A 22,315-nucleotide genomic window follows, 5' to 3' on the forward strand; every position below is an offset into this window, starting at 1 on the left:
GACGTCGTCGGCAGCCGTCCTGACGGATTTCAGCGTCGCCGTCGCGTCGCGCGACAGGCCCGGCAGGCTCGCTACCGTAGGCTCAAGCCCTTTGGCCACGCGGTTGATGCTGCCGGCCGCCTCACCGAGTTGCGTGATGGCGGAAGTCACTGCCGCCTGGTTCTCGTCGGACAGCAGTTTGTTCAAACGCGTGCTGGCTTCTTCGACCTGGTTGAAGATCACTTCGCTTTGCTTGAGCAGCTTGTCCAGCCCACCTGGTTTGAGCGGAATGCGCGGCGGGTCGTCGTCGTTCACCACCAGCCGCTCGGCGGACTTTCCATCGTCGTCGAGCTGGATGAAACCCAGCCCCGTGACACCTTGTGATGCCACCGTGGCAAAAGTGGATTTGGTGACCGGCGCGGTGCGGTCGATCGAGACACGGATCAGCACATTGCCTTTGACCTTGGTGTCAAACCCGATGACCTCGACCTTGCCGACCGGCACACCGCGAAACCGCACCGTGGCCTGCGGCTGCAGGCCCGAAACAGTTTCGCTGGTACTCATGTCGTAAAGGTCGCGCTGGGTGTTGTCGCGCGTCAGCCAGATCGCCAGCAGGGCCAGCAGGGCGGTCACCACCAGTACAAATGCGCCGGCGGCCATGGCATGGGCTTTGTTTTCCATAGTCAAGACCTCTCTTCAAATTGAGGATGTGTGCTCATACGGTGAAGGGGTATTCGCGCAGCAGTTCCATGGCGCGTTGCCCTCTTTCTCCGAGGAAAAATTCGTGGATAAAGGGATGGGGGAAAGCCACCACCTCCTTGGGCACGTCGTTGACGATGACCTTCTGCTCGGCCAGCACGGCAATCCGCGTGCTGAGCTCAAAGAGCGTGTCCAAGTCGTGCGTCACCATCACCACCGTGAGCTCCATGTCGCGGTGCAGCGAGCGCAGCAGCGAGACGAAGCTGTCGGAGCTTTCCGGGTCCAGGCCCGCAGTGGGCTCGTCGAGCAGTAGTAACGGCGGGTCCATGATGAGGGCGCGCGCCAAGGCCACGCGCTTGACCATGCCGCCCGACAGATCGCTCGGCATCTTGTCGGCTGCGTCGGGACTCAGGCCCACCATTTGCAGCTTGACCATGGCCGCCTCATAGACCAGTGCGCGCGGCAGGGTCTTGAGCTCACGCAACGGGAAGGCGATGTTCTCAAGCACGGTGAAGGCCGAAAACAGCGCACCCTGCTGGAACAGCATGCCGACACGACTGGCCGCTCCCCGCTTGCCGAGTTCGGCGGCCGGCCGGCCCAGCACAGTGATCTCGCCCTGGGTGGGTTTTTCCAGCCCCAGTATCTGGCGCAGCAGCACCGTTTTGCCGGTGCCCGAGCCGCCCACCAGCGACAACACCTCGCCCCGCTCCACCGTGAGGTCCAGGTCCTTGTGCACCACGGCCTTCTTGTCGCCGTTCAGGAACACGGTCCAGAGTTTTTTGATGTCGACGATGGGTTCGCTCATATACCCACGCTTTTAAAGAGAACCGCAAAGAGCGCATCAACAAGAATCACCACAGTGATGGATGTGACCACCGACGCCGTGGTCCCCTGCCCCAGGCTTTCGGTGTTGGGCTTGACGCGCAAGCCGTAGTGACAGCCGACCAGCGCAATGAGCACACCGAACACGACGGATTTGGCCGTGGCCAGCGTGAGATTGGCCACCTCCACCGCGGCTGGCAGCGAATTGATGAAATAGGACGGTGTGACGTCCATGGAAATGTCGGCGGCCAGCATGCCGCCCAGCAACGCCGCGATGGTGGTCCAGACGCTGATGAGCGGCATCACCACGGCCAGCGCCAGCGCGCGCGGCATGACCAGGCGAAAGCCCCGCGCGATGCCCATGACGCGCATGGCGTCGAGCTCTTCAGTGACCCGCATGACACCGATCTGCGCAGTGATGGCCGAACCGCTGCGCCCGGCGATCAGGATGGCGGCCAGCACCGGCCCGAGTTCGCGGATCAGCGAGATGCCCAGAATGTTCACGATGAAGGCGTCGGCGCCGAACTGGCGCAGCTGCTGCGAAATCAGGTAAGCCAGCACCACGCCAATCAAAAACCCCACCAGTGCGGTGATGGGCAAGGCGGTGGCGCCGATATGAAACAGGTGGCCCGACAGGTCGCGCCAGGGGCCTTCCTGCGGGTGCCTGAAAAGCCGGATGATGTCGAGCAGCAGCTGGCCGATCAGGCGCACCAGGCCTTTGAGGTGGTCGACCAGACGCAGCACCCGTGTACCCAGCAGGATGAAGGGCCCGGTCCAGTCAGGCTTGCGGGGTTTGGGCGGATCCGCACTGAATTTGGCGACGGTTTCCAGCACCGCGCGCTGGCTCGCGTGCACCTGCAGTTGCGCAGGCCAGTCGCGCCCCCAATGGTTCCACAGCACCTGCGCACCCAGGTGGTCAAGCTTTTCGAGCGGCTCCAGATTCCAGCCGGCGGATTGGGCTGCACCATCCTGCAGGGCTTGCAGTTGCGCCGTCAAACCTTGCCAGACTTCCTGTGCGGTGAGGTCGGCGGCTGTCCAGGCACCGCGAACGACAAACATCCGGCCTTGCGGCGTGTCCTGCTGTTCGATGCGGGGCGTGGATTCTTCCATGTGCATTCGGTAAAGGCGTCCGGTGGTGCCCGGCGCTTGCCGGCAGTCTGCAATGGCGGGCGGCGCCCGAATTGCAAAACAGTCATGGTAACTGCAGGAGACACAAATACACAGCCCCAAAAACGCGCTATCGCCTTGGTCCTACAACCCGCCGGGACCCCGTGCCGGAAGGAAAGGCCAGCGGGTAATCCCCGCCGCAGGGATAGCGCCGTTTTTGCCACAATCGAACCACTGCCGCGCGGTCAGCCTCGCGTTAGGCTGGGATGGCAGGATGGGAATGGCGGCGCAAGAACACTGCCAAAGCAGCACAGCCACCCGGCCCCTCAAAAACACACGGCTGAAAGCCAAGAGACAAAACATCCATGCAAGACGACAGCCAGGTTTTTGACTACATCATCGTCGGCGCCGGCACCGCGGGTTGCCTGATGGCCAACCGCCTGAGCGCCGACGCATCCAAACGCGTGCTGCTCATTGAGGCCGGCCGCAAGGACGACTACCACTGGATCCACATCCCGGTGGGCTATCTGCACTGCATCGGCAACCCGCGCACCGACTGGCTCTACAACACCGAGCCGGACGCCGGCCTCAACGGGCGGGCACTGCGTTATCCGCGCGGCAAGACGCTGGGCGGCTGCTCCAGCATCAACGGCATGATCTACATGCGCGGCCAGGCACGCGACTACGACCAGTGGGCCCAGCTGACGGGCGACATGGCCTGGCGATGGGACAACGCGTTGCCGCATTTCAAACTGCACGAAGACCACCACAAGGGCGCCGACGCGATGCACGGCGCGCGCGGCGTGGCACCCGAGCTGATGCAGGACAAAAGCCAGCCCTACCAGAAGCTGCTGCGTCACCACAATTCGGGCGGCGAATGGCGTGTCGAGAAACAGCGCCTGCGCTGGGACGTCCTCGATGCGTTCGCCGAAGCGGCGCAGCAGGCCGGCATCCCGGCAACTTCCGACTTCAACCGCGGCGACAACGAAGGCGTGGGCTACTTTGAGGTCAACCAGAAAAAAGGCTGGCGCTGGAACACCGCCAAAGCATTTTTGCGGCCGGCCTGCTATGCCCGGCCCAATTTCGAATTGTGGAACAACGCCCAGGTGTGCAAGCTGGTGATTGCGCCGCAGGCCGACGGCAGCCAGCGCTGCACCGGCGTGGAAGTGTGGGCCGGCGACGAGCGGGTGACGGCGCATTCAACACGCGACTCGGGGCATATGGGCGAAGTCATCCTGTGCGCAGGCAGCATCGGCTCGCCGCAAATCCTGCAGCTTTCAGGCATTGGCCCGGCCACCCTGCTGCAACAGCACGGCATTCCGGTGCTGCAGGACCTGCCGGGCGTGGGCGCCAACCTGCAGGACCACTTGCAGATCCGCTCGGTCTACAAGGTGCACGGCGACCAGCGCTGGGGGCTTTCGCTCAACACCATGGCCAACACGTTATGGGGCAAGGCCCGCATCGGCCTGGAGTACGCGTTGAAGCAGACCGGCCCGATGAGCATGGCGCCGTCGCAACTGGGCGCCTTCACTCGCTCATCGCCCGACCAGCCCTACCCCAACATCGAATACCATGTGCAGCCGCTGTCGCTGGACGCTTTCGGCGAGCCGCTGCACAGCTTCAACGCTTTCACCGCCAGCGTATGCAACCTCAACCCGACCAGCCGCGGCACCGTGCACATCAAGAGCAACCGCTTTGAGGATGCACCGGCGATTTCACCCAACTACCTGAGCACGGCCGAAGACCGGCAGGTGGCAGCCGACTCCCTGCGCGTGACCCGAAAGATCGTCAGCCAGGGCGCGCTGGCCAAATACAAGCCCGAAGAATTCAAACCCGGCGTGCAGTTCCAGACGGACGAAGAACTCACGCGGCTGGCGGGCGACATTGCCACCACCATCTTCCAYCCGGTGGGCACCACCAAAATGGGCAAGGAAGACGACCCCATGGCGGTAGTGGACTCGCACCTTCGGGTGCGCGGGGTTCGCGGCCTGCGCGTGGTGGATGCCGGTGTGATGCCGCTGATCACCAGCGGCAACACCAACTCACCCACGCTCATGATTGCGGAGAAGGCCGCCGAATGGATTCAGGCCGGCATTTGAAGGCAACGCCGTGCCCAAGCTGCCCGCAAGCCTCCGGCTGAACCGCCCCTTCGAAACAGATCAAAGATAGATTTTTTGGAGAAGACGCACCAGCGTCTTTTTTTCCGCCGCGCTCAGCCGCTCGGTGGCATCTGATTCGAGGCTGGTGGCGGTGCGCTCAGCCTCCCGCATCAGCGCCTCGCCTGCCTCGGTGAGATACAGGCCCACAGCGCGGCCGTCCTGCGGGTGCGGCTTGCGGTGAACGAGCTCGCGCTTTTCCAGCGTGCCGATTTTCCCGACCAGGTTGGGCGGCAAGATGCTCAGCGCACTGCACAGCTGGCGCGAGGTGATGCCCGGGTTGTGCGTGATCAGCGACAGGATGGAAAAATCCACGTGTCGCAGGTCATACACCGCCATGCGTTTCATGAACAGTTCAATGACCTTGAGCGAAGCACGCGTGGCGTTGTAGCCAATCAGTGTTTCAAGGTAGGAGGTATCGACTTCTTCGACAGCGGGCGCTGGTTTGAGGGACGCTGGCATAGGTGGTCAGGAAGCTTTCGTCATCGGGCAATACGGACCGCCGCACGGCATGCGGCCAGTCCAGCCCCGATTATGCCAAGCGGTGCCGATCCATGATCGGGTGCCTCAGGGCGCCCGGCATCAGTCATCGGCACCGCGTTCTGATCAGGACTCGGCGGTAAAGCCGATTTTCTTGATCAGCGGGCCCCAGCGGTCGAGTTCGCGCTTCTGGCTGGTCGCCATGTCCTCCGCCGTGCCGCCGTAGGGAATCAGGCCCACCACCGTCAGCGAGTCGATGACGGATTTGTCCTTGATGGCGGCGTTGATGGCGGCGTTGGCGGCGGCGACCACACTGGCCGGCGTTTTGGCGGGGGCACAAAAACCGAACCACTCCTCCACGGTCAGGTCGGCAAAGCCCTGCTCGGCGAAGGTCGGTACTTCCGGCACAAAGGGTGAGCGTTGCTTCCCGGACGTTGCCAGGATGCGCAGCTTGCCGGCCTTGTGATTGGGGATGAAGTCGCCATGCGGCGTGAACATGGCCGCAAGCTGGCCGCCCACCACATCGGTCACGCCGGGCACGGAACCGCGGTAAGGCACATGTTTGAGTTCCACCTGGTTGTTCAGGCCCAGCAAGGCGCCCAAAAAGTGGGGGGTTGATCCCGCAGCGGGCGAGCCATAACTCGCATCCTTCGGATTGGCCCTGGCCCATACCAGGAAGTCCTGGACGGTCTTCACGGAAGCGGGCACCAGCGGCCCCACAGCCAGCCCATGGTGAATCATGGACGCGGTGCCCACGGATACAAAATCCGCGAACGGGTCATAGGCCAGCTTTTTGTAGATGTGGGGATACAGCGACATGCAGGAAAACGGCGTCATGGCAATGACGGAGCCGTCCGTGGGTGCCATCTTCAGCGTCTCCAGCGCGATGCGGCCGCCGGCGCCGGCCTTGGTGTCCACGATGGCGTTGTTTTTGGAATAGGCGGTGCCGCCCATCCTGTCGCCGACACGGCGCGCGCAGATGTCGCCCGCACTGCCGGCGGGGAATCCGTAAATGATCTTGACCTGCTCCAGCGGGCTCGCATGGGCAGAGAACGGGGCGAAGCCGGCGGCTGCGGTGAGCGTTGCGGCTGCCTGCACAAAATGACGGCGTGTTTGCATGAAATGTCTCCTTTTTTAATGATGTCCAACGGACGGCGAATGCAGAAGGCCCGGGTTTCACGGCCTTCGCAAATCAGGTCGTCACCACGTTTGATCACATGCTTCTGGATGAATACCTTGTCGCGCCACTCCTCAATACTTGTGTGAATCTGCAGCGTCTCGCCATAGACGGCGGGCTGGGTGAACCGCGTATTGATCTCGAGCAGCGGCGTTCCGATGATGCCGGTGGTCTTGACAAGCTCACGCCAGGTTGGCACGCCGCACTTGACAAAAAAGTTCAGCGACGAGGCGTCCATCCACCGCGAGAAATTGGGGAAAAACACGATCCCCGCTGGATCGCAGTCGCCAAACGCAACGGAAACTTCGTAAACAACGGTCTTGCTCATGCTGTTCACCTTGGCGCCATGCGCAATGCGCCATCCAGCCGGATGACTTCGCCGTTGAGATGGTCGTTGGCCACGATGTGCGCGGCCAGCTGGGCAAACTCCTCGGGCTTGCCCAGGCGCTGCGGAAAAGGAATGCTGGCGGCCAGCGAAGCCTGCACCGCCTCGGGCAATTGCTGCATCAGCGGCGTTGCGAACAGGCCCGGCGCCACCGTGCAGACGCGGATGCCGTGCTGCGCCAGGTCGCGCGCCATCGGCAGTGTCATGCCGACCAGGCCGCCCTTGGAGGCACTGTAAGCCTGCTGGCCCACCTGGCCGTCAAAGGCCGCCACCGAGGCCGTGAACATCATGACGCCGCGCTGGCTATCTTCCAGCGCGGGCAGTTTGGCGCAGGCGGCCGCAAACAGGCGGCTCGCGTTGTAGGTGCCCACCAGGTTGATGGTGACGACTTTGGCAAAGTCTTCGAGCGGCGCAGGGCTGCCGTCTTTGCCCACCACGCGCCTGGCCGAGCCAATGCCGGCAACGTTCATCAGGATGCGGGCCGGGCCATGCGCAGCTGCGGCTTTTTCCAGCGCGGCCGCCAGGCTGGCGCTGTCGGTGATGTCGCACTGGCACGCCACTGCGGTGCCGCTCCCGTGCGTGGCGCAAATGTCGGCCGCGACTTTTTCTGCTCCGGCGAGATTCACATCCAGCACGGCAACCCTGGCGCCCAGGCGTGCCAGCTCACGGGCAGTGGCTTCACCCAGCCCTGAGCCGCCTCCCGTCACCAGCGCCGCAAGTCCTTCAATCTTCATGCCTTCTCTCCAGATCGGTTGCTATTGTTTTTATAGCTGCTTGCGCTTGTCTGCTGTGCACTGCAGCCACCATTTGCTCAAGAAATTTCGGCCCCTTCGGGGTTTTCAAGCAACAGGGCAATGCCCTGCCCGCCGCCCACGCATGCGGATGCAATGCCGTAACGCAGGCCCGCGCGTTGCATTTCACGCGCGACGGTGACCGTCAGGCGGACACCGGTGACCGCCAGCGGGTGACCCATCGCGATGGCACCACCATTGACATTGAGCTTGCTCAGATCGAGGTTCAGTTCACGCGCCACCGCCAGCGTTTGCGCGCCTTGGGCTTCGTTGATCTCGAAGCGGCCGATCTGGTCCAGCGTCAGGCCGCAGCGCGCCAGCAGCAGGCGAATCGCTGGCGCGGGACCTATGCCCATGATTTCGGGCGGCACCCCCACCACCGCGGCAGCCACGACACGTGCCAGCGGTTTTTTTCCATGCGCCTTCACGTACTCGCCCGAGGCCACCACGGCTGCCGCTGCCGCATCCACCAGCGCTGCACTGTTGCCRCCGGTCTGCACCCCGCCGGCGTGAACCACCCGGAGTTTGGCCAGCACCTCGACAGGAGACAAGCGTGCGTGGGTGTCCTGTGCGACTTCCGCGGTTTTGCCCTGCAGGCGTATGCCGCGCGTGGCGTAACCTGGGAGTTCAAATTCTTCCGTGACCACCGGCACAATTTCCCCCGCGTGAAAACCTGCCTCGCGGGCCGCCACGGCTTTGGCAAACGAGCTGGAGGCAAATTCATCGACGGCTTCCCGCGTGATGCCGTATTTCTTCGCAAGGTTTTCCGCGGTCTGGATCATGTCGATGCCTGCGGCGGAGTCTTTCAGGGCCTCCCACATGAAGTCCTTGAAGCCGACGGGTGCACCCAGCTTGAAACCGGTGCGGTGTTCGAAGGCGGCGATCGGGTTGCGCGTCATGCTCTCGGCGCCGACGACCAGCGCCACGCTGGCGGCACCGCTCTGGATCTGCTCGCCGGCCTGGCGGAACAATTCGAAGCCGGTGCCGCAGATGCGCTGCACCATGATGGCCGGCACCTCCACAGGCACTCCTGCGTAAAGCCCGATATGGCGCGGCAGCATGAACTGCTCAAAATCACCGGGAGCCATGTTGCCGGCAAGCACCGAATCGACATCGCTGCCACTGACACCGGAGCGCTGGAGCACGGCGCGTGCCGCCTTGATGCCGAGGTCGGTGGGCGATATATGGCCGATGGCGCCGCAGTAGTCGACCATGGGCGTGCGAATGCCGTCGAGCATCCAGACGTCTTCGAAAGCGGAGAAAAATCCTTTGGATGGCATGGTGTTTGTGCGTGTATGTGTTGGGGCTTGAGTTTCAGGGTGCAGCGGGTTTGACGATGGGGTGCGCCGTGTCATCGTGCAGGGCTACCACCAAAGCTTCACGGTGCGTCAGCACGGCGCGCTGGTTGATGGAGCCTTTGTCGGTGACTTCACCCTTGTCGAATGAGGGCGGCTCATGCATCAGGTGCAGGCGCCGGATGCAGCTGGCGCTGCCGGTCGCGCCCTCTGCGAGCTTGTTCATCATCTCCTGAAAGTGCGCTACCACCTGCGGGCTTTCAACGGCCTGGCGCAGCGGCGCGTCGGGCGGCAGTCCGGCCAGCGTGCGCACCGCAGGTGTCGGGAAAACCAGTGCGCCCACTTCCTTGAGGTTGATGCCCGTGAGTACCACGTCCTGCACGTAAGGCGCTCCCGCAGCGACGATCTTTGCACGCAACGGGCCCACACTGACAAAGGTGCCCGTGGCCAGCTTGAAGTCTTCGGCGATGCGCCCGTCGAACTTGAGCCCGAGGTGAATGTTGCCCTCATCAATCCATTTGACGGCGTCGCCGGTACAAAAAAAGCCTTCTTCGTCAAAGGCTGCTGCCGTCTCCTGCGGTGCGCGCCAGTAGCCGGGCGTGATGTTGGGGCCCTTGTAGCGCACCTCGGTCTTGCCGTCGGTGTCCACCAGCTTGAGCTCGATGCCGGGCGCGGGCACGCCGAGGTCGCCGGCTTTCACGTTGGGGTTGGTCACAAAAATGGCAAACGGCGCGGACTCGGTCATGCCCAGGCCGGTCGCCATGACAATGCGCTCGCCCACTTCTTTTTCTTCGGACTCGTACAGGCTGTCCCACACGGGTTGGGCCAGCGCAGCGCCGGCATAAAAAAACATCTTCACGCGCGACAGCAGGTTGCGCCGCAGCTCTGCGTCCGTTTTCATGGCGCTGGCGATGGCCTCAAAGCCGGTAGGCACGTTGAAGTACACCGTGGGGGCAATCTCGCGCAGGTTGCGCAGGGTTTCGTGCATCAGCGCCGGGGTCGGTTTGCCGTCGTCGATGTAGAGCGTTCCGCCATGGAACACCACCATGCCGAAATTGTGGTTGCCGCCGAAGGTGTGGTTCCAGGGTAGCCAGTCGACCAGCACCGGCGGCTCGTCCTGCAGCACGGGCATCGATTGCGCCATTTGCTGCTGGTTGGCACACCACATGCGCTGGGTATTGATGACCGCCTTGGGCATCTTGGTGGAGCCGCTGGTGAACAGGAATTTCACGATCGTGTCCGGCCCTGTGGCCTGCATGGCGCGGTCTACGGCCTCCGTGGCCGGCGTTGCAGCCAGTTCGGCAAACGCCGTGGTGGCGCGCCCTTCGACCTGCCCGGTAGCCAGCACCACCTCGACGTCGTTGCCAATGGCTGCGCTGATGGCCCTGGCGTAGCGGGCGCCGTCGGCGGCAAACACCAGACCCGGCGTCACGGTCTTGAGCACGTGGCGCAGCTTGTCGTAGTCCTGGCTGACCAGACTGTAGGGCGGAGACGTCGGTACAAAGGGCACGCCGGCCAGCATGCAACCCAGCGCCAGCAACGCATGCTCCAGGTCGTTTTCCGACAGGATGACCACCGGGCGTTCGGCGCTCAGGCCCCGGTCGACCAGCCCCTGTGCGATGTTGCGGGCCGAGACCCAAGCTTCGGCATAAGTGATGTGCCGCCAGTCGCCGGTCTTGCCATCAGCCAGCTTTTCGCGCCGCGCCATGAAGCTGCGGCCCGGGACCGTCTGCGCCCAATGCTGCAGGCGGTCAGTGATACGGGTCGGGAAGGCTTGCAGGGCCTGGTCTGCGCGCAGATAGCGCACACCGGGTACGCCGTCGCGCAAAACCACACGGGTCACGCCAAAGGCCATGGGACGAAATTTCGGGGCACTCATGGTTGTCTCTTCTGTCTCTTGTCTTCTGTCTTTTTTCTGGATGTCTCTCTTGCCTGCCCGCCCGGCCTGGTCAGCCCTTCTGGACCTTGCGGGCCTTGCCGTCCAGGAAGTCTTTCACGCGGCTCTTGGCTTCGGGTGCGCTTTGCGCCACTGCGGCCATCAGGGCCTCGGTGAAGAACCCCTGGTCTGCCGGTTGCTCGGCAATGCGCGGCAACGCATGCATGAGGGCGTAGTTGGTCAGCGGTGCGTTTTCTGCCACGCGAGTGGCCAGTTCAAGGGCTTTGGCGAAAGCCTGGCCCTCGGGCACCAGGTATTGCGCGATGCCTATGCGCTCACCGTCCACCGCGTTGTAGACACGGCCGGTCAGCATCATGTCGGTCATTCGTGCGGCGCCGATCAGCCGCGGGATGCGCACCGCACCGCCACCACCGACAAAGATGCCGCGCGAGCCTTCGGGCAGCGCGTAGAAAGCGCTTTCGTCGGCAACCCGGATATGGCAGGCACTTGCCAGCTCCAGGCCACCACCGACCACGGCACCGTGCAGGGCCGCGATCACGGGCACCGGGCCGTACTGCACCCGCTCCAGCGCTGCGTGCCACATGCGCGAATGGTGCAGGCCCTGGCTGGCGTCACGCTCCTTGAGTTCGCTCAGGTCAAGGCCCGCGCAGAAGTGGTCACCCTCGCCGCAAAGCACGGCGGCTTTTGTTTCGGAAGGAAGGCTTTCGAACAGGTTCCGCAGTGCCAGGATCAGGGCGTCACCCAGGGCGTTGCGTTTGGCAGGGCGCGCCAGGCGGACCACGGCGACATTGCCGTGCATTTCGAGATGAAGGTATTTTGGGGTCATGTGAAGTGTGTTTCCGGAAGCCAATTATGGTTATGAATAATAACTATTACAACGTGATTAAGMCTTTTTTTTCTAGTGAAAACCCTAGGGCGTACCAAGGCATGTTTGCGCGGCGGACCAGCCGGCCCGCAAGGCAATCCGCAGGAGGAAACCCTGGATGAAGAATGACTCCCCCCGCAGGGGATGGAGGAAATTGGGTCGCCCGGCAGACGGCGATTCGGCACACTGGGTGTGCCGCTAACGCTAGCGGTCAGTCAGTTTCGCTGTGGCCCGGCCTGGCGCCGGCAGCAGCCGGCGAAGGCCTGGCTCAAATATTGAGCCACTTCAGCAGCTCGCGCATGCGCGCTTCCGACGTGGTGTCGAACTGCTCGATGCCGATACGCTTGAGCACGTCCTTGCCGGCATCGCTGGCGGGCAGCGCCAGCAATTCCTCCTGGATCGCCTTGAGCTGTTCGGGCTTGACGCGTTTATGGGCCACCAGCGGAAAGTAGGGCTGCGCCACGCTCTTGTGCAGGATGCGGCCGCCGTCTTTTTCCCATTTTTTGCCGATGCCCGAGTAGGAAGCGACACCGCCCACATCGGCAAACTTGTTGTCCAGGTAGAACCCGACGGCAGCTTGTTCGCGCACGAACTGCACGTTTTCCTTGTCGACCAGGATGCCTTTGTCCCTGAGCTCTGCGGCACAGAAGCGGGACATATAGGCAATCTGCTCGGGCAAGGCAATCCGCTTGCCCTTGACGTCGTCGATGGTCTTGAGGGCCGAACCCTTGGGCGCAATGATGAAGCACTGCCCGTCGGGCTTGGTGCTGGCGATATAGCTGTAGCCGTAGTCGCGCATGCCGCGCGCCGGGTAGTCGCTCGGGCGTGCCATCACCAGGTCGAAGCGGCCGGTCTGCATGCCTTCTTCCAGCTGCTTGAATTCGCGCGCAAACACCACGCTGACCTTGGCYTTCATGGCTTTGCCGATCACCTCGGCCAGSCCCTGGTATTTGGCRATCACCTGGGCRTGRTCSAGGCCRCCCGARGTGCCTTCGCTGATGCCCAGYAYCAGYTGCTGGGCCTGCGCCTGGGCATTGGCAGTGCCCATACAAAACTGGCTGAACCCCAACACCAGGGTCCCTAACATCCATCTCCTCAGCATAAGCCTCTCCTTATATAAAGCTCACGCATGCTACTGCGTGTGTCCGGCGCTGGCTAGCGCAATTTACCCCTGTCAACTTTTTCCACCACCCTCATGACATGGTGGGCGCCCGCTTGCATTTGCACCCCGATGACACAATCGGAAGATGCCGCAGACCACCGCCGCCCGACCGACCGAAATCATGAAGAGTCTGCCCACCTTCCTGATCGCCATGCTGCTGACTGCCCTGTCTGCCTGTAGCCCGGCGCCGCGCGCCAGCCAGGACCCGCTGTCGATTGCCCGCGCCCCGGTGGCCACGGCCATCAACGACTACCAGCGCTGTGCCCAGAGCGCCTTGCAGTCGCTGAAAGACAACCCGGAGCAGTCCGTGTTTGTGCTCGCCGATGCCGCACTGGCGGCCTGCGATGCCGGCCTGGATCAGGTGCGGCGCAGCATCCTGGCGGATAACGCAGGCCACCCTTATGTGGCCGCGTTTGCTTAAGATGCCAGCGCCAACATCCGCATTCGCACCCGCAACATGCTGGCGCACAGCCTGAACCGCGCTCGGGAAGCCGCAGCGCCGCATGCCGCGCCGGCAAAGTAATTAAGCGGGAAAACCCCCGCAGCGTTCAGCGCAAGCTCTTCACGAAGCGCAGCGCGTTCGGGGCAAGAACACCGCAGAACCGGCTTTGCCGGGCTGCAGGTGTTGCCACCCTGAGGGGGGTTCCGGCTACACGCAGTGAGCCGAGACAGGGGGCTACAAGTTATCGCAGGCCCTTCACATAGCGCGGCGCATTCGGGTCGCGCTGGCGGCGCTCTCGCGGCGACTCGCCCTCGCCGAAGATGGCACCGAATGTCGACTCGATAAAACCTGATTCAGGATAGACCTCTTCCTCGGTATCGATGGACCGGGCGCTCTGGCGGTCGGGCACAGGCGCCGGGGCAAGCACCGGCTGGCTGCGCTCCTTCACCACCTCGGACACCAACTGCACCAGCGGCACGCGTGCCTTGGGCTCGGGGGTGGCCATGATTTCTTCAAGCCGGTCGGCCCACACCGCCAGGTCCACGTGGCCATCCTCGGCGGCTTTTTCCCGCGCAAAACGCGCTATTTCGGCGGCGTATTCCTGGTTACCGGCCATCCACTCGGTGTCGGTCACGCGGCCGGTTTTGCGGCGCAACAGCACATGCAGGTGGGCCGCAACGGCAATTTTTTCACTGGAGGGCATGGTGCGCAATCCTTGAAAGTGGAGTCCGTTGTTTGTCAGTTACGTGCCCAACCGCTCGGCGTGCTGGGTGATGTCCAGGCCGTCGCTCTCGGCGGCTTCGCTGACGCGCAGGCTGACGATCAGCGAGGTGACCCACAAGGCCAGCGCCGTCATGAACAGGCTGTAGAGCATGACGGCGCCTGCGCCGATCGCCTGGGTCATCAGGCTGCCCTCGACACCGGAGATGGCCTTGCTGGCAAAGATGCCGGTCAGCAGCGAACCCACAATGCCGCCCACGCCGTGCACGCCGAACACGTCCAGTGAATCGTCGGCGTTGAGCAGGCGCTTGAGGCCCGTGGCGCCCCAGTAGCAGGCCACGCCGGCCACCAGGCCAAACACCAGGGCCGCGCGCGGCGAGACAAAGCCCGCCGCCGGCGTGATGGCGACCAGCCCGGCGACCAGGCCCGAGCACAGTCCCAGCAGGGAAGGACGCCCGCGAACAATCCATTCGGCCGCCATCCACGAGAGAGCGCCCGCGGCCGCCGCGATGTGCGTGACGGCCATCGCCAGGCCGGCCCGGCCGTCGGAGGCCACGGCGGAGCCGGCGTTAAAGCCAAACCAGCCGACCCACAGCATGCCGGCACCGGCCATGGTCAGGCCCAGGTTGAAAGGCGTAAACGGTTCACGGCCGTAGCCGTGGCGTGGCCCGAGCGCGTAGGCACAGACCAGCCCGGCAATGCCGGCATTGATGTGCACGACCGAGCCGCCGGCAAAGTCCAGCGCGCCCATGCGCGCCAGCCAGCCATTGGGCTCCCAGACCCAGTGGGCAATGGGTGCGTAAACGACGACGGTCCACAGCGACATGAACACCAGCATCGCGGAAAACCGCATGCGTTCCACAAACGATCCGACCACCAGCGCGGCCGTGATGATGGCGAAGGTCAGCTGGAACATGGCGTAGACCGACTCGGGAATGTTGGGCGCGATATGGCTCACGGCCACCTTCTGCGCATCCTTCACGTAGTCCAGCCCGGTGAACCAGAGCCGCTCGGGACCACCCAGATAGTGCCCAAGCGCACCTTTGCCGGGCGTGAAGGCGATGGAGTACCCCACCGCAAACCAGAGCAGGCTGACGACGGCACAGATGGCGACGACGCAGGCCATGACGTTGAGCACGCTTTTCCTGCGCACCATGCCGCCGTAAAAAAGGGCAATGCCGGGCAGGGTCATGAGCAATACCAGTGCGGTGGAGGTCATCATCCAGGCGGTGTCGGCACCATTGAGGGTCTCCACGCCGACCAGCCCTGGCTGCGTCAGCGGTGCCGGGGCAGCCGCAGGAGGCACAGGAAGGGGCGCAGACGCGGCAGCCATCGGAGCGGCAGGAGGCGCAGGAATCGTGGCCTGTGCGGGGGACGGTGCGACTTCCGGAGCGCTGGCAGTGACTGCTGGCGGCGCCACTGCCGGGGGAGCCGTGGTCTGTGCCAGGGCTTGCTGGCATGCCAGGCCCAAGCATAAAGACATACTCAAGGCCAGAAATCTGTTCATATGCATACGGTGCCCGCCTGTTCAATCAACCAACAATTGGTAACAACAGGCATAAGTCGTGCCAATACCGCAGTAGCTCGTGTGATGGGACTGCGACGGAAAATATGTACTGCAAAAGTGCGCAAACGATTGGCGTGGTGCCCCAAAAACATCCACAGAACCAGCGGCCGCCCAAAGCCCGGGGCCGGGAAACCCCCAATGCACTGGGACAGTGCGCCCGCTATATTGGATGACTTGCTGACGAGCCTTGCTGCTCGCAACGCGAGGAGCCGAGGAGACACGAGAGAGTCATTAAGAAGTACACAAGCAAAGCGGCATTCCACAAGAGATGCAGATTTGCAAAAAGCGCTGGCAACCCCAGCGCTTTTTTTATGCCTCCGCCGTGATGGGTAAAACCCTCAAAAACCTTTGCAACCATTGACTGTCTTGCGCAAACAGCTATCTATTTGATAGCAATTAGTCTATTCAATGCGATGGGACAATCCGGGCCATGGAATTATTCATCGTCTCGTTGGCCTCCCTGCTCGCCGGTTTTGTGGACTCTATCGTCGGGGGCGGCGGGCTGATCCTGGTGCCGGCCCTGTTTGCCGTTTTCCCCACTACCCATCCTGCCACCCTGTTTGGGGTGAACAAGGGGGCCTCGGTCTGGGGCACCGCGGTTGCCACGGCCCAATATGCCCGCCGCGTGGAGCTTCGGTGGGCGGCGCTGCTGCCGGCGGCGGCTGCGGGTTTTACCGGCTCGCTGGCAGGCGCCTGGCTGGTCACCGTCATCTCGCCGGGATTTTTGCGCAAGGCCCTGCCCTTTGTGCTGCTGGCGGTACTGCTTTACACCCTGGCCAGGAAGGAGCTGGGCCGCCACCACACGCCCCGCTTTACCGGCCGTGCCGAGACCGCGGCGGCCTGCTGCATCGGGCTGGTTTTGGGGTTTTACGACGGCTTCTTCGGCCCGGGCACCGGCAGCTTTTTTGTATTTTTATTTGTGCGCTGGCTGGGTTATGACTTTTTGAACGCGTCGGCTTCGGCCAAGCTGCTCAACACCGCCACCAACCTGGCGGCGCTGGCGCTCTTTGCCTATAAAGGCCATGTCTGGTGGCATTTCGCCCTCACGATGGCCGTGGCCAACGTAGCAGGCAGCCTGCTGGGCACCCGCCTGGCCTTGAAACATGGGGCTGGTTTTGTGCGCGGGGTGTTTATCGCCGTGGTCAGCGCGCTGATCCTGAAAACCGCTTTTGACGCATTTGCGCGCTGACGGCGTGCTGCCAGTTTGCTATTGATTTAGTAGCTTCTTGCGCACGTCCTGTATGGGTTTTCGGCGGATTTTGCTTGAAATCCGGCCATCACTGTTTAATGACCAAATTGGCGTCCAGCCCAATAAAGGCATGCGCAAGCAGCTCTCAAATCGATAGCGACGGCCGGCTMAATCGGGGTTGATGCCCGCCGCCGCCATGGGCGGCGGCAGCTTGCTGAGCGCCTCCGCAATCGCCGCCGTCCTGGCCTTGGCGGCAGCGGCAGCCGCGGCGTTCGTGGGGCCGGGGGAAGCGCCTGCTGCGCCGGCCGACAGCTGGCCGGCCACGTCGGCGGCCTGACGCGGCTTGCCGATGGGCGCTGCCGCCAGCCCCTTCTGCACCGCCACCATGTCTTCCTCGCTCGGGTATTGGCCCAGCAGCACATAGTCAAAAACACGCCGTGCAATCGGCGCCGCCACCCCGGCGCCCCAGCCGGCGTTTTCCACGATCACCGCCAGCGCGATCCTGGGGTCTTCGGCCGGCGCAAACGCCATGTAAACAGCGTGGTCACGCTGGTACTCTTCCATCTTGCTGCTGTTGTACTTGTCTTTCTGGCCGATGGTGACCGCCTGCGCCGTGCCGGTTTTGCCGCCGCTCAGGTAACCCGCGCCGGCAAACACGCGGGCCGAGGTGCCTTCCTGGGTAACGCCGACCAGGGCCTTGCGCACGATCGCGATGTTTTCAGCCTTGTAGCCCAGGTTTTCCGGCGCATCGGCCGGTAGCGGGTGCATCACGCGCGTCACCGGGTCCTGCGTGCCGATCACCAGCCGCGGCCTGTGCTTGACGCCGTTGTTGGCCAGCACGGCCGTGGCCTGCGCCAGCTGCAGCATGGTGAAAGTGTTGTAGCCCTGCCCGATACCCAGCGAAATGGTTTCACCCGGGTACCACTTCTGGTGCTCCGGCCTTTTATAGGCCTTGCGTTTCCAGTCCTGGCTGGGCAGCACGCCCGTGACTTCACCGCTGATATCGATGCCGGTGATTTGCCCAAAGCCCAGCGGCTGCATGAAGTCGTGCATGGCGTCCACGCCGAGTTCGTTGGCCAGCGAATAAAAGTACACGTTGCTGGACTTCACGATGGCGCGGTACATGTCCACCGCCCCCAGCGCAATGTCGCCGTGGCTGCGGAAGACGTGGCCGCCAAAGCTCCAGGAGGCGTTGTCGTTGACGATGAAGCTGGCGGAGCGCTTTCCGGTTTCCAGTGCCGCCATGGCCATGAAGGGCTTGTAGGTGGAACCCGGCGGATAGGTGCCGCGCAGCGCGCGGTTGAGCAGCGGCTTGTCCAGCGAATCCCGCAGGTATTGCCAGCTCTCCGTGTCGATGCCGTCCACGAACAGGTTGGGGTCGAACGTCGGCTTGCTGACAAACGCCAGTACGTCGCCGGTCTTCGGGTCCATCGCCACCAGGGCGCCGCGCCGGTCGCCGAACATGTCTTCCACCAGCTTCTGCAGGCGGATGTCCAGCGACAGCATGACGGTGTTGCCGGGCGTGGCCGGGTTGCTGGCGAGTTTGCGCATGGCGCGGCCGCCCGCCGAGGTCTCGACCTGCTCGACACCGGTGGTGCCGTGCAGCTGCTGCTCAAAACTCTGCTCGACGCCGAGCTTGCCGATGTAGTCGGTGCCGCGGTAGTTGCCTTCGTCTTCGCTGCCTTCGATGATTTCTTTTTCCGCCTGGTTGATGCGGCCGATGTAGCCCACCACGTGGCTTCCCAGCTCGCCATAGGGGTAGCTGCGAAACAGCCGGGCCTTGATGTCAACACCCGGAAAACGGAAACGCTGCGCCGCAAACCGGGCGACTTCTTCGTCGGTCAGGCGCGTGCGTATGGGCAGCGATTCAAAACTTTTGGATTCTTCGCGCAACCGCTTGAAACGCCGCTTGTCGCGCACCTGGATGTCGACCACCTTTTCCAGCGCGGCAATGGTTTCTTCCAGGTTGTCGACCTTGGAAGGCGTGATCTCCAGCGTGTAGGCCGAATAGTTGGTGGCCAGCACAACGCCATTGCGGTCCAGGATCAACCCCCGGTTGGGCACGATGGGCACGATGGCCGTCCGGTTGCTTTCCGCCTGCTCGTTCAGGTCGGCATGGCGGTACACCTGCAAATACACMAGCCGCGCCGCCAGCAGAGAAAAAGCACACAGCACCGCAAAGCTGGCCACCAGCACCCGCGCGCGAAAGCGCGACAAATCGGCTTCAACATTGCGCAGTTCAGTCATGGCCGTGTGACTCTACAGCCGCCGGAAAGTGCCCACAACCCCGTCCGCTTACCTCTGGAAAGAAAGAGGCGATGCGAAGCGAGCCGAAAAAGGCCAGCATGAGCCGCGGAACTGGCTTCGCCAGGCCGCAGGCGGGCGGCCCCCTCGGGGGGCAGGGAACACACCAAGTGAGTGACCGTGGGGGCCATATCTAGAGTGGTCGATTCTGGTCAGGATCGGGTGCACGGCGCTGCGGCACCAGCAGCAGCACGCTCACCACCGGCCACAGAACGGCCTCTATCAGCGGCGCCAGCAGCATGATCCAGCCCGGGAAAATACCGCCGCCGATCATGCGGATCACCAGCTCCACACCATGCGCCACCGCAAACAGCGGCAGCACCTGCAAGGCCTGCGACGGCACCGTGAACCAGAGCAGGCGGCGATGGATCATGGTGGCAAAAAAGCTCAGCGCCGTATACGACAGCGCATGCTGACCGAGCAGCGAAGACTGGTGCACGTCCATGCCCAGGCCGAACATGAAAGCCACGCCGATGCCGACACGCAGCGGCTGGTGCACGTTCCAGAACACCAGCACCAGGGCCAGGAAGTCGGGCATCCACGGCACGCGGCCCARGGGCAGCATGTCCAGCAGCAGCGCCGCGATCAGGCTGCACCAGATGAAGACGGGGTTGGCSGGCAGCAGCAGCTGCTGGCCTGATCGCATGATCATGTTGTCACTCCCTGCATGATCATTTCGAAGCCCCCTTCTTCTTGGGCGCGGGCTCGGGGGTGTCGTCGGGCCGCGGCGGGATCTGGCCGGTGCCGGGCTTGACCACGATGACGTGCCGCGCACCCGTCACGAGCGCCTGCGGTGTACAGAAAATTTTTGCGAACGCCGATTCCGCGCGCCGCTCGATGCGGCTGATTTTGGCCACCGGCAGGCCGGCCGGGTAGACGCCGTCGACGCCGCTGGTGGTCAGCAGGTCGCCTTGCTGCACGTCCGAGTTGCTGCCCATGAAGCGCAGTTCCAGGCCGCTGCCCGAAACGGTCGGGTCGCCATAGGCCACGCTGCGCGCGCCTGTGCGCACATTGAGCACCGGAATGGCCAGGTCGCGGTCGACCAGCAAGGTCACTTCGCTGACCAGCGGATGCACGCGGGTGACCTGGCCCAGCACGCCGGACTCGTCCAGCACCGGCGAGCCCAGGTCAACGCCCTGCGCCATGCCTTTGTCGATGATCACCTTTCGGGTGTAAGGGTCCGCAGCGTCGTACAGCACTTCGGCCGCCATCACCGGCGTGCCGAGCTGCTCGCGCAGGCCCATGAGCTTGCGCAGGCGGTTGTTCTCCTGCGTGAGCTGCTCGACCTGGCCGGCACGCAACGATTGCAGCGCGAGCTTGCGGCMGGCTTCTTCGCTGCTGGTTTTGGCCTGGTTCAGGGTGGTGAAATATTCACCGCTGCTTTTGACCGCGCGCACCGGTTGCAACGCCAGCCATTGCACCGGATACAAGGCCGTAGCCAGCGCGGCGCGCACCGGTTGGGTAATGCGAAAACGCGTATCGGCCACCATCAGGAACAGCGACAGCGCGCTGAAAAACACCAGCTTGGACAGCGCCGAAGGCCCCTGTTTGAAAAAGGGCGGCGGGGATCTGTCGAGGGTTCCTAAAGGCATGGTTCGCTGTCAGGCTGGCCCCGCTTCATGCCCGGCGTGCAGCATGAAGTGAAGACGCTTATTCCGAGGTGAAGATGGAACCCAGGCGGTCCATGCGCTCCAGCGCAATGCCACAGCCGCGCACCACACAGGTCAGCGGGTCTTCGGCCACCAGCACCGGCAGGCCGGTTTCTTCGGCCAGCAGGCGGTCCAGGTCGCGCAGCAAGGCGCCACCGCCGGTCAGCATCATGCCGCGCTCGGCGATGTCGGCGCCCAGTTCGGGGGGCGTTTGCTCCAGAGCGTTCTTCACGGCGCTGACGATGTTGTTGAGCGGGTCGGTCAGGGCTTCGAGGATTTCGTTGCTGGAGATGGTGAAGCTGCGCGGCACGCCTTCGGACAGGTTACGGCCCTTGACTTCCATTTCCTTGACTTCGGAGCCGGGGAAGGCCGAACCGATGCTCTTCTTGATGGCCTCGGCGGTGGGCTCGCCGATCAGCATGCCGTAGTTGCGGCGGATGTAGTTGATGATGGCTTCGTCGAAGCGGTCACCACCGACACGCACGCTGCCCTTGTAGACCATGCCGCCCAGCGAGATCACGCCGACTTCGGTCGTGCCGCCGCCGATGTCGACCACCATGGAGCCGCTGGCTTCCGACACGGGCAGGCCCGCGCCAATCGCGGCAGCCATCGGTTCTTCAATCAGGTACACATCGCTGGCACCGGCGCCGAGCGCGCTTTCGCGGATGGCGCGGCGCTCAACCTGGGTGGAGCCGCAAGGCACGCAGATGATGATGCGCGGGCTGGGCTTGAACAGGCTGCGCGGGTGCACCATCTTGATGAACTGCTTGAGCATCTGCTCGGTCACGGTGAAGTCGGCGATCACGCCGTCTTTCATCGGGCGGATGGCCTCGATGTTGCCGGGGACCTTGCCCAGCATGGCCTTGGCTTCGTGGCCGACGGCCTGGATGGTTTTTTTGCCCTGGGGGCCGCCTTCGTGGCGGATGGCGACCACAGAGGGCTCATCCAGCACAATACCGCGGTCGCGTACAAAAATCAGGGTGTTGGCGGTGCCAAGGTCAATGGCCAGGTCGGTGGAGAAGTACCGACGGAATGATTCAAACATATGCAGGAGTCCGGTTGAGCATGAGCAAACTTCGTTGCTCCATCGCCTTTTTATTGATCAAGCAATTATGGGGAAGTTGAGCCAGAGGCGCTCTGAAATCTGCTTCYGGCACCTAAAAAACGCCTAAAGCCCGCATCCAACCCTGATTTCACACCAAAGGCGGGATAATAACGCATCCCCTATAGATCAATAGCTTTAGCCTGCCTGTTTTTTCAGCTTTACACCTCGTTTCAGCCCCTGTTTTCTGGTTTATTTTTCCCGTATTTCCTTCATCCCTACCCCATGGCATTGACACCCCAAGACATCGCCCGCGTCGCCAACCTGGCGCGGCTGGAATTGCGCCCCGACGAAACCGAGCACACCCTGGCCCAACTCAACGGCTTTTTCGCCCTGGTCGAGCAGATGGAAGCCGTCAATACCGACGGGGTGGAGCCTTTGGCCCATCCGGCCGCGGTGATCGGTGAAGTGGCCCTGCGCCTGCGCGAAGACGTCGCCAGCGAGCCCAACCAGCGCGAGGCCAGCCAGGTGAGTGCGCCCGCCGTAGAGCGCGGCCTGTTCCTCGTGCCCAAGGTGATCGAATGAGC

General features: G+C 63.3%; 20 protein-coding genes and 1 pseudogene. 4 read left to right on the plus strand and 17 right to left on the minus strand.

All coding sequences use genetic code 11. The features are described from left to right. From AC1D1P_RS02650 to AC1D1P_RS02660, 3 genes are all read right to left on the minus strand, one after another. A partial coding sequence (locus AC1D1P_RS02650; protein WP_477672008.1) for an MlaD family protein occupies nt 1–660 on the minus strand: 660 nt, incomplete at its 3' end. A 34-nt stretch (nt 661–694) separates the two neighbouring features. Next, nucleotides 695–1,483, minus strand: a complete 789-nt coding sequence (locus AC1D1P_RS02655; protein WP_477672009.1) for an ABC transporter ATP-binding protein — start codon at nt 1,481–1,483, stop codon at nt 695–697. Continuing rightward, entirely contained in the window at nt 1,480–2,610 is a 1,131-nt protein-coding gene (locus AC1D1P_RS02660; protein ID WP_477672010.1) for an MlaE family ABC transporter permease, read from the minus strand. The genes AC1D1P_RS02655 and AC1D1P_RS02660 overlap by 4 nt, the downstream gene beginning before the upstream one ends. A 362-nt stretch (nt 2,611–2,972) precedes the next feature. Between AC1D1P_RS02660 and AC1D1P_RS02665 the strand changes: the two genes are divergently transcribed. After that, a complete protein-coding gene (locus AC1D1P_RS02665; RefSeq protein ID WP_477672011.1) occupies nt 2,973–4,706 on the plus strand; it encodes a GMC family oxidoreductase in 1,734 nt (577 codons plus the stop codon). A gap of 60 nt (nt 4,707–4,766) precedes the next feature. Here AC1D1P_RS02665 and AC1D1P_RS02670 read toward each other — a convergent pair whose 3' ends face one another. From AC1D1P_RS02670 to AC1D1P_RS02705, 8 genes and pseudogenes are all read right to left on the minus strand, one after another. After that, nucleotides 4,767–5,225: a MarR family winged helix-turn-helix transcriptional regulator gene (locus AC1D1P_RS02670; RefSeq protein ID WP_457281691.1), complete on the minus strand. Its 459-nt coding sequence runs from the start codon at nt 5,223–5,225 to the stop codon at nt 4,767–4,769. Nucleotides 5,226–5,369: 144 nt separating this feature from the next. Beyond that, nucleotides 5,370–6,362 carry a Bug family tripartite tricarboxylate transporter substrate binding protein gene (locus AC1D1P_RS02675; protein ID WP_477670244.1) on the minus strand — a complete coding sequence of 331 codons (993 nt, stop codon included), beginning with the start codon at nt 6,360–6,362 and terminating at the stop codon, nt 5,370–5,372. 29 nt (nt 6,363–6,391) lie between these two features. Continuing rightward, nucleotides 6,392–6,748: pseudogene (locus AC1D1P_RS02680) on the minus strand (acyl-CoA thioesterase); the annotation flags it as partial. Nucleotides 6,749–6,753: 5 nt separating this feature from the next. Continuing rightward, entirely contained in the window at nt 6,754–7,539 is a 786-nt protein-coding gene (locus tag AC1D1P_RS02685) for an SDR family NAD(P)-dependent oxidoreductase (RefSeq protein ID WP_477672012.1), read from the minus strand. A 77-nt stretch (nt 7,540–7,616) separates the two neighbouring features. Then, on the minus strand, nt 7,617–8,876 hold the full coding sequence (locus tag AC1D1P_RS02690) for a thiolase family protein (RefSeq protein WP_477672013.1): 1,260 nt from the start codon (nt 8,874–8,876) through the stop codon (nt 7,617–7,619). Between the two features lie 34 nt (nt 8,877–8,910). Further along, nucleotides 8,911–10,770 carry a feruloyl-CoA synthase gene (locus AC1D1P_RS02695; protein WP_477672014.1) on the minus strand — a complete coding sequence of 620 codons (1,860 nt, stop codon included), beginning with the start codon at nt 10,768–10,770 and terminating at the stop codon, nt 8,911–8,913. 70 nt (nt 10,771–10,840) lie between these two features. Then, on the minus strand, nt 10,841–11,614 hold the full coding sequence (locus AC1D1P_RS02700) for a crotonase/enoyl-CoA hydratase family protein (RefSeq protein WP_477670249.1): 774 nt from the start codon (nt 11,612–11,614) through the stop codon (nt 10,841–10,843). Between the two features lie 307 nt (nt 11,615–11,921). Next, nucleotides 11,922–12,569 carry a phosphate/phosphite/phosphonate ABC transporter substrate-binding protein gene (locus tag AC1D1P_RS02705; RefSeq protein ID WP_477672015.1) on the minus strand — a complete coding sequence of 216 codons (648 nt, stop codon included), beginning with the start codon at nt 12,567–12,569 and terminating at the stop codon, nt 11,922–11,924. A gap of 331 nt (nt 12,570–12,900) precedes the next feature. Between AC1D1P_RS02705 and AC1D1P_RS02710 the strand changes: the two genes are divergently transcribed. Continuing rightward, nucleotides 12,901–13,236 carry a hypothetical protein gene (locus tag AC1D1P_RS02710; protein ID WP_477672016.1) on the plus strand — a complete coding sequence of 112 codons (336 nt, stop codon included), beginning with the start codon at nt 12,901–12,903 and terminating at the stop codon, nt 13,234–13,236. 262 nt (nt 13,237–13,498) lie between these two features. Here the strand turns inward: AC1D1P_RS02710 and AC1D1P_RS02715 are convergent, their stop codons facing one another. Beyond that, nucleotides 13,499–13,960 (minus strand): hypothetical protein, encoded by a 462-nt coding sequence (locus tag AC1D1P_RS02715; RefSeq protein ID WP_457281700.1) that lies wholly within the window; start codon nt 13,958–13,960, stop codon nt 13,499–13,501. A gap of 39 nt (nt 13,961–13,999) precedes the next feature. Beyond that, nucleotides 14,000–15,310, minus strand: coding sequence for an ammonium transporter (locus AC1D1P_RS02720; RefSeq protein ID WP_477672023.1), 1,311 nt, complete (start codon nt 15,308–15,310; stop codon nt 14,000–14,002). A 664-nt stretch (nt 15,311–15,974) separates the two neighbouring features. Here AC1D1P_RS02720 and AC1D1P_RS02725 point away from each other — a divergent pair. Further along, a complete protein-coding gene (locus AC1D1P_RS02725) occupies nt 15,975–16,733 on the plus strand; it encodes a TSUP family transporter (protein WP_477672017.1) in 759 nt (252 codons plus the stop codon). An 18-nt stretch (nt 16,734–16,751) separates the two neighbouring features. Here AC1D1P_RS02725 and mrdA read toward each other — a convergent pair whose 3' ends face one another. The 4 genes from mrdA to AC1D1P_RS02745 all read right to left on the minus strand — a co-directional run bounded on the left by mrdA (nt 16,752) and on the right by AC1D1P_RS02745 (nt 21,731). Next, nucleotides 16,752–18,980, minus strand: a complete 2,229-nt coding sequence (mrdA, locus tag AC1D1P_RS02730; RefSeq protein ID WP_477672018.1) for a penicillin-binding protein 2 — start codon at nt 18,978–18,980, stop codon at nt 16,752–16,754. A gap of 190 nt (nt 18,981–19,170) precedes the next feature. Next, nucleotides 19,171–19,689 carry a rod shape-determining protein MreD gene (mreD, locus tag AC1D1P_RS02735; protein WP_457281704.1) on the minus strand — a complete coding sequence of 173 codons (519 nt, stop codon included), beginning with the start codon at nt 19,687–19,689 and terminating at the stop codon, nt 19,171–19,173. 19 nt (nt 19,690–19,708) lie between these two features. Continuing rightward, nucleotides 19,709–20,629 carry a rod shape-determining protein MreC gene (gene mreC / locus AC1D1P_RS02740; RefSeq protein WP_477672019.1) on the minus strand — a complete coding sequence of 307 codons (921 nt, stop codon included), beginning with the start codon at nt 20,627–20,629 and terminating at the stop codon, nt 19,709–19,711. Nucleotides 20,630–20,687: 58 nt separating this feature from the next. Then, nucleotides 20,688–21,731: a rod shape-determining protein gene (locus tag AC1D1P_RS02745; RefSeq protein ID WP_457281706.1), complete on the minus strand. Its 1,044-nt coding sequence runs from the start codon at nt 21,729–21,731 to the stop codon at nt 20,688–20,690. A gap of 282 nt (nt 21,732–22,013) precedes the next feature. On the opposite strand from AC1D1P_RS02745, the gene gatC reads away from it, so the two are divergent. Further along, nucleotides 22,014–22,313, plus strand: coding sequence for an Asp-tRNA(Asn)/Glu-tRNA(Gln) amidotransferase subunit GatC (gene gatC / locus AC1D1P_RS02750; protein ID WP_457281707.1), 300 nt, complete (start codon nt 22,014–22,016; stop codon nt 22,311–22,313). Nucleotides 22,314–22,315: the final 2 nt, after the last annotated feature.

The organism is Polaromonas sp. P1_E1_2 (assembly GCF_056406035.1).

Coding starts and splice junctions, on each gene's coding strand:
- AC1D1P_RS02655 (WP_477672009.1), bottom strand. CDS start 1,483: ATGAGCGAACCCATCGTCGACATCAAAAAACTCTGGACCGTGTTCCTG.
- AC1D1P_RS02660 (WP_477672010.1), bottom strand. CDS start 2,610: ATGGAAGAATCCACGCCCCGCATCGAACAGCAGGACACGCCGCAAGGC.
- AC1D1P_RS02670 (WP_457281691.1), bottom strand. CDS start 5,225: ATGCCAGCGTCCCTCAAACCAGCGCCCGCTGTCGAAGAAGTCGATACC.
- AC1D1P_RS02675 (WP_477670244.1), bottom strand. CDS start 6,362: ATGCAAACACGCCGTCATTTTGTGCAGGCAGCCGCAACGCTCACCGCA.
- AC1D1P_RS02685 (WP_477672012.1), bottom strand. CDS start 7,539: ATGAAGATTGAAGGACTTGCGGCGCTGGTGACGGGAGGCGGCTCAGGG.
- AC1D1P_RS02695 (WP_477672014.1), bottom strand. CDS start 10,770: ATGAGTGCCCCGAAATTTCGTCCCATGGCCTTTGGCGTGACCCGTGTG.
- AC1D1P_RS02700 (WP_477670249.1), bottom strand. CDS start 11,614: ATGACCCCAAAATACCTTCATCTCGAAATGCACGGCAATGTCGCCGTG.
- AC1D1P_RS02710 (WP_477672016.1), top strand. CDS start 12,901: ATGCCGCAGACCACCGCCGCCCGACCGACCGAAATCATGAAGAGTCTG.
- AC1D1P_RS02715 (WP_457281700.1), bottom strand. CDS start 13,960: ATGCCCTCCAGTGAAAAAATTGCCGTTGCGGCCCACCTGCATGTGCTG.
- AC1D1P_RS02720 (WP_477672023.1), bottom strand. CDS start 15,310: ATGGCTGCCGCGTCTGCGCCCCTTCCTGTGCCTCCTGCGGCTGCCCCG.
- AC1D1P_RS02725 (WP_477672017.1), top strand. CDS start 15,975: ATGGAATTATTCATCGTCTCGTTGGCCTCCCTGCTCGCCGGTTTTGTG.
- AC1D1P_RS02745 (WP_457281706.1), bottom strand. CDS start 21,731: ATGTTTGAATCATTCCGTCGGTACTTCTCCACCGACCTGGCCATTGAC.
- gatC (WP_457281707.1), top strand. CDS start 22,014: ATGGCATTGACACCCCAAGACATCGCCCGCGTCGCCAACCTGGCGCGG.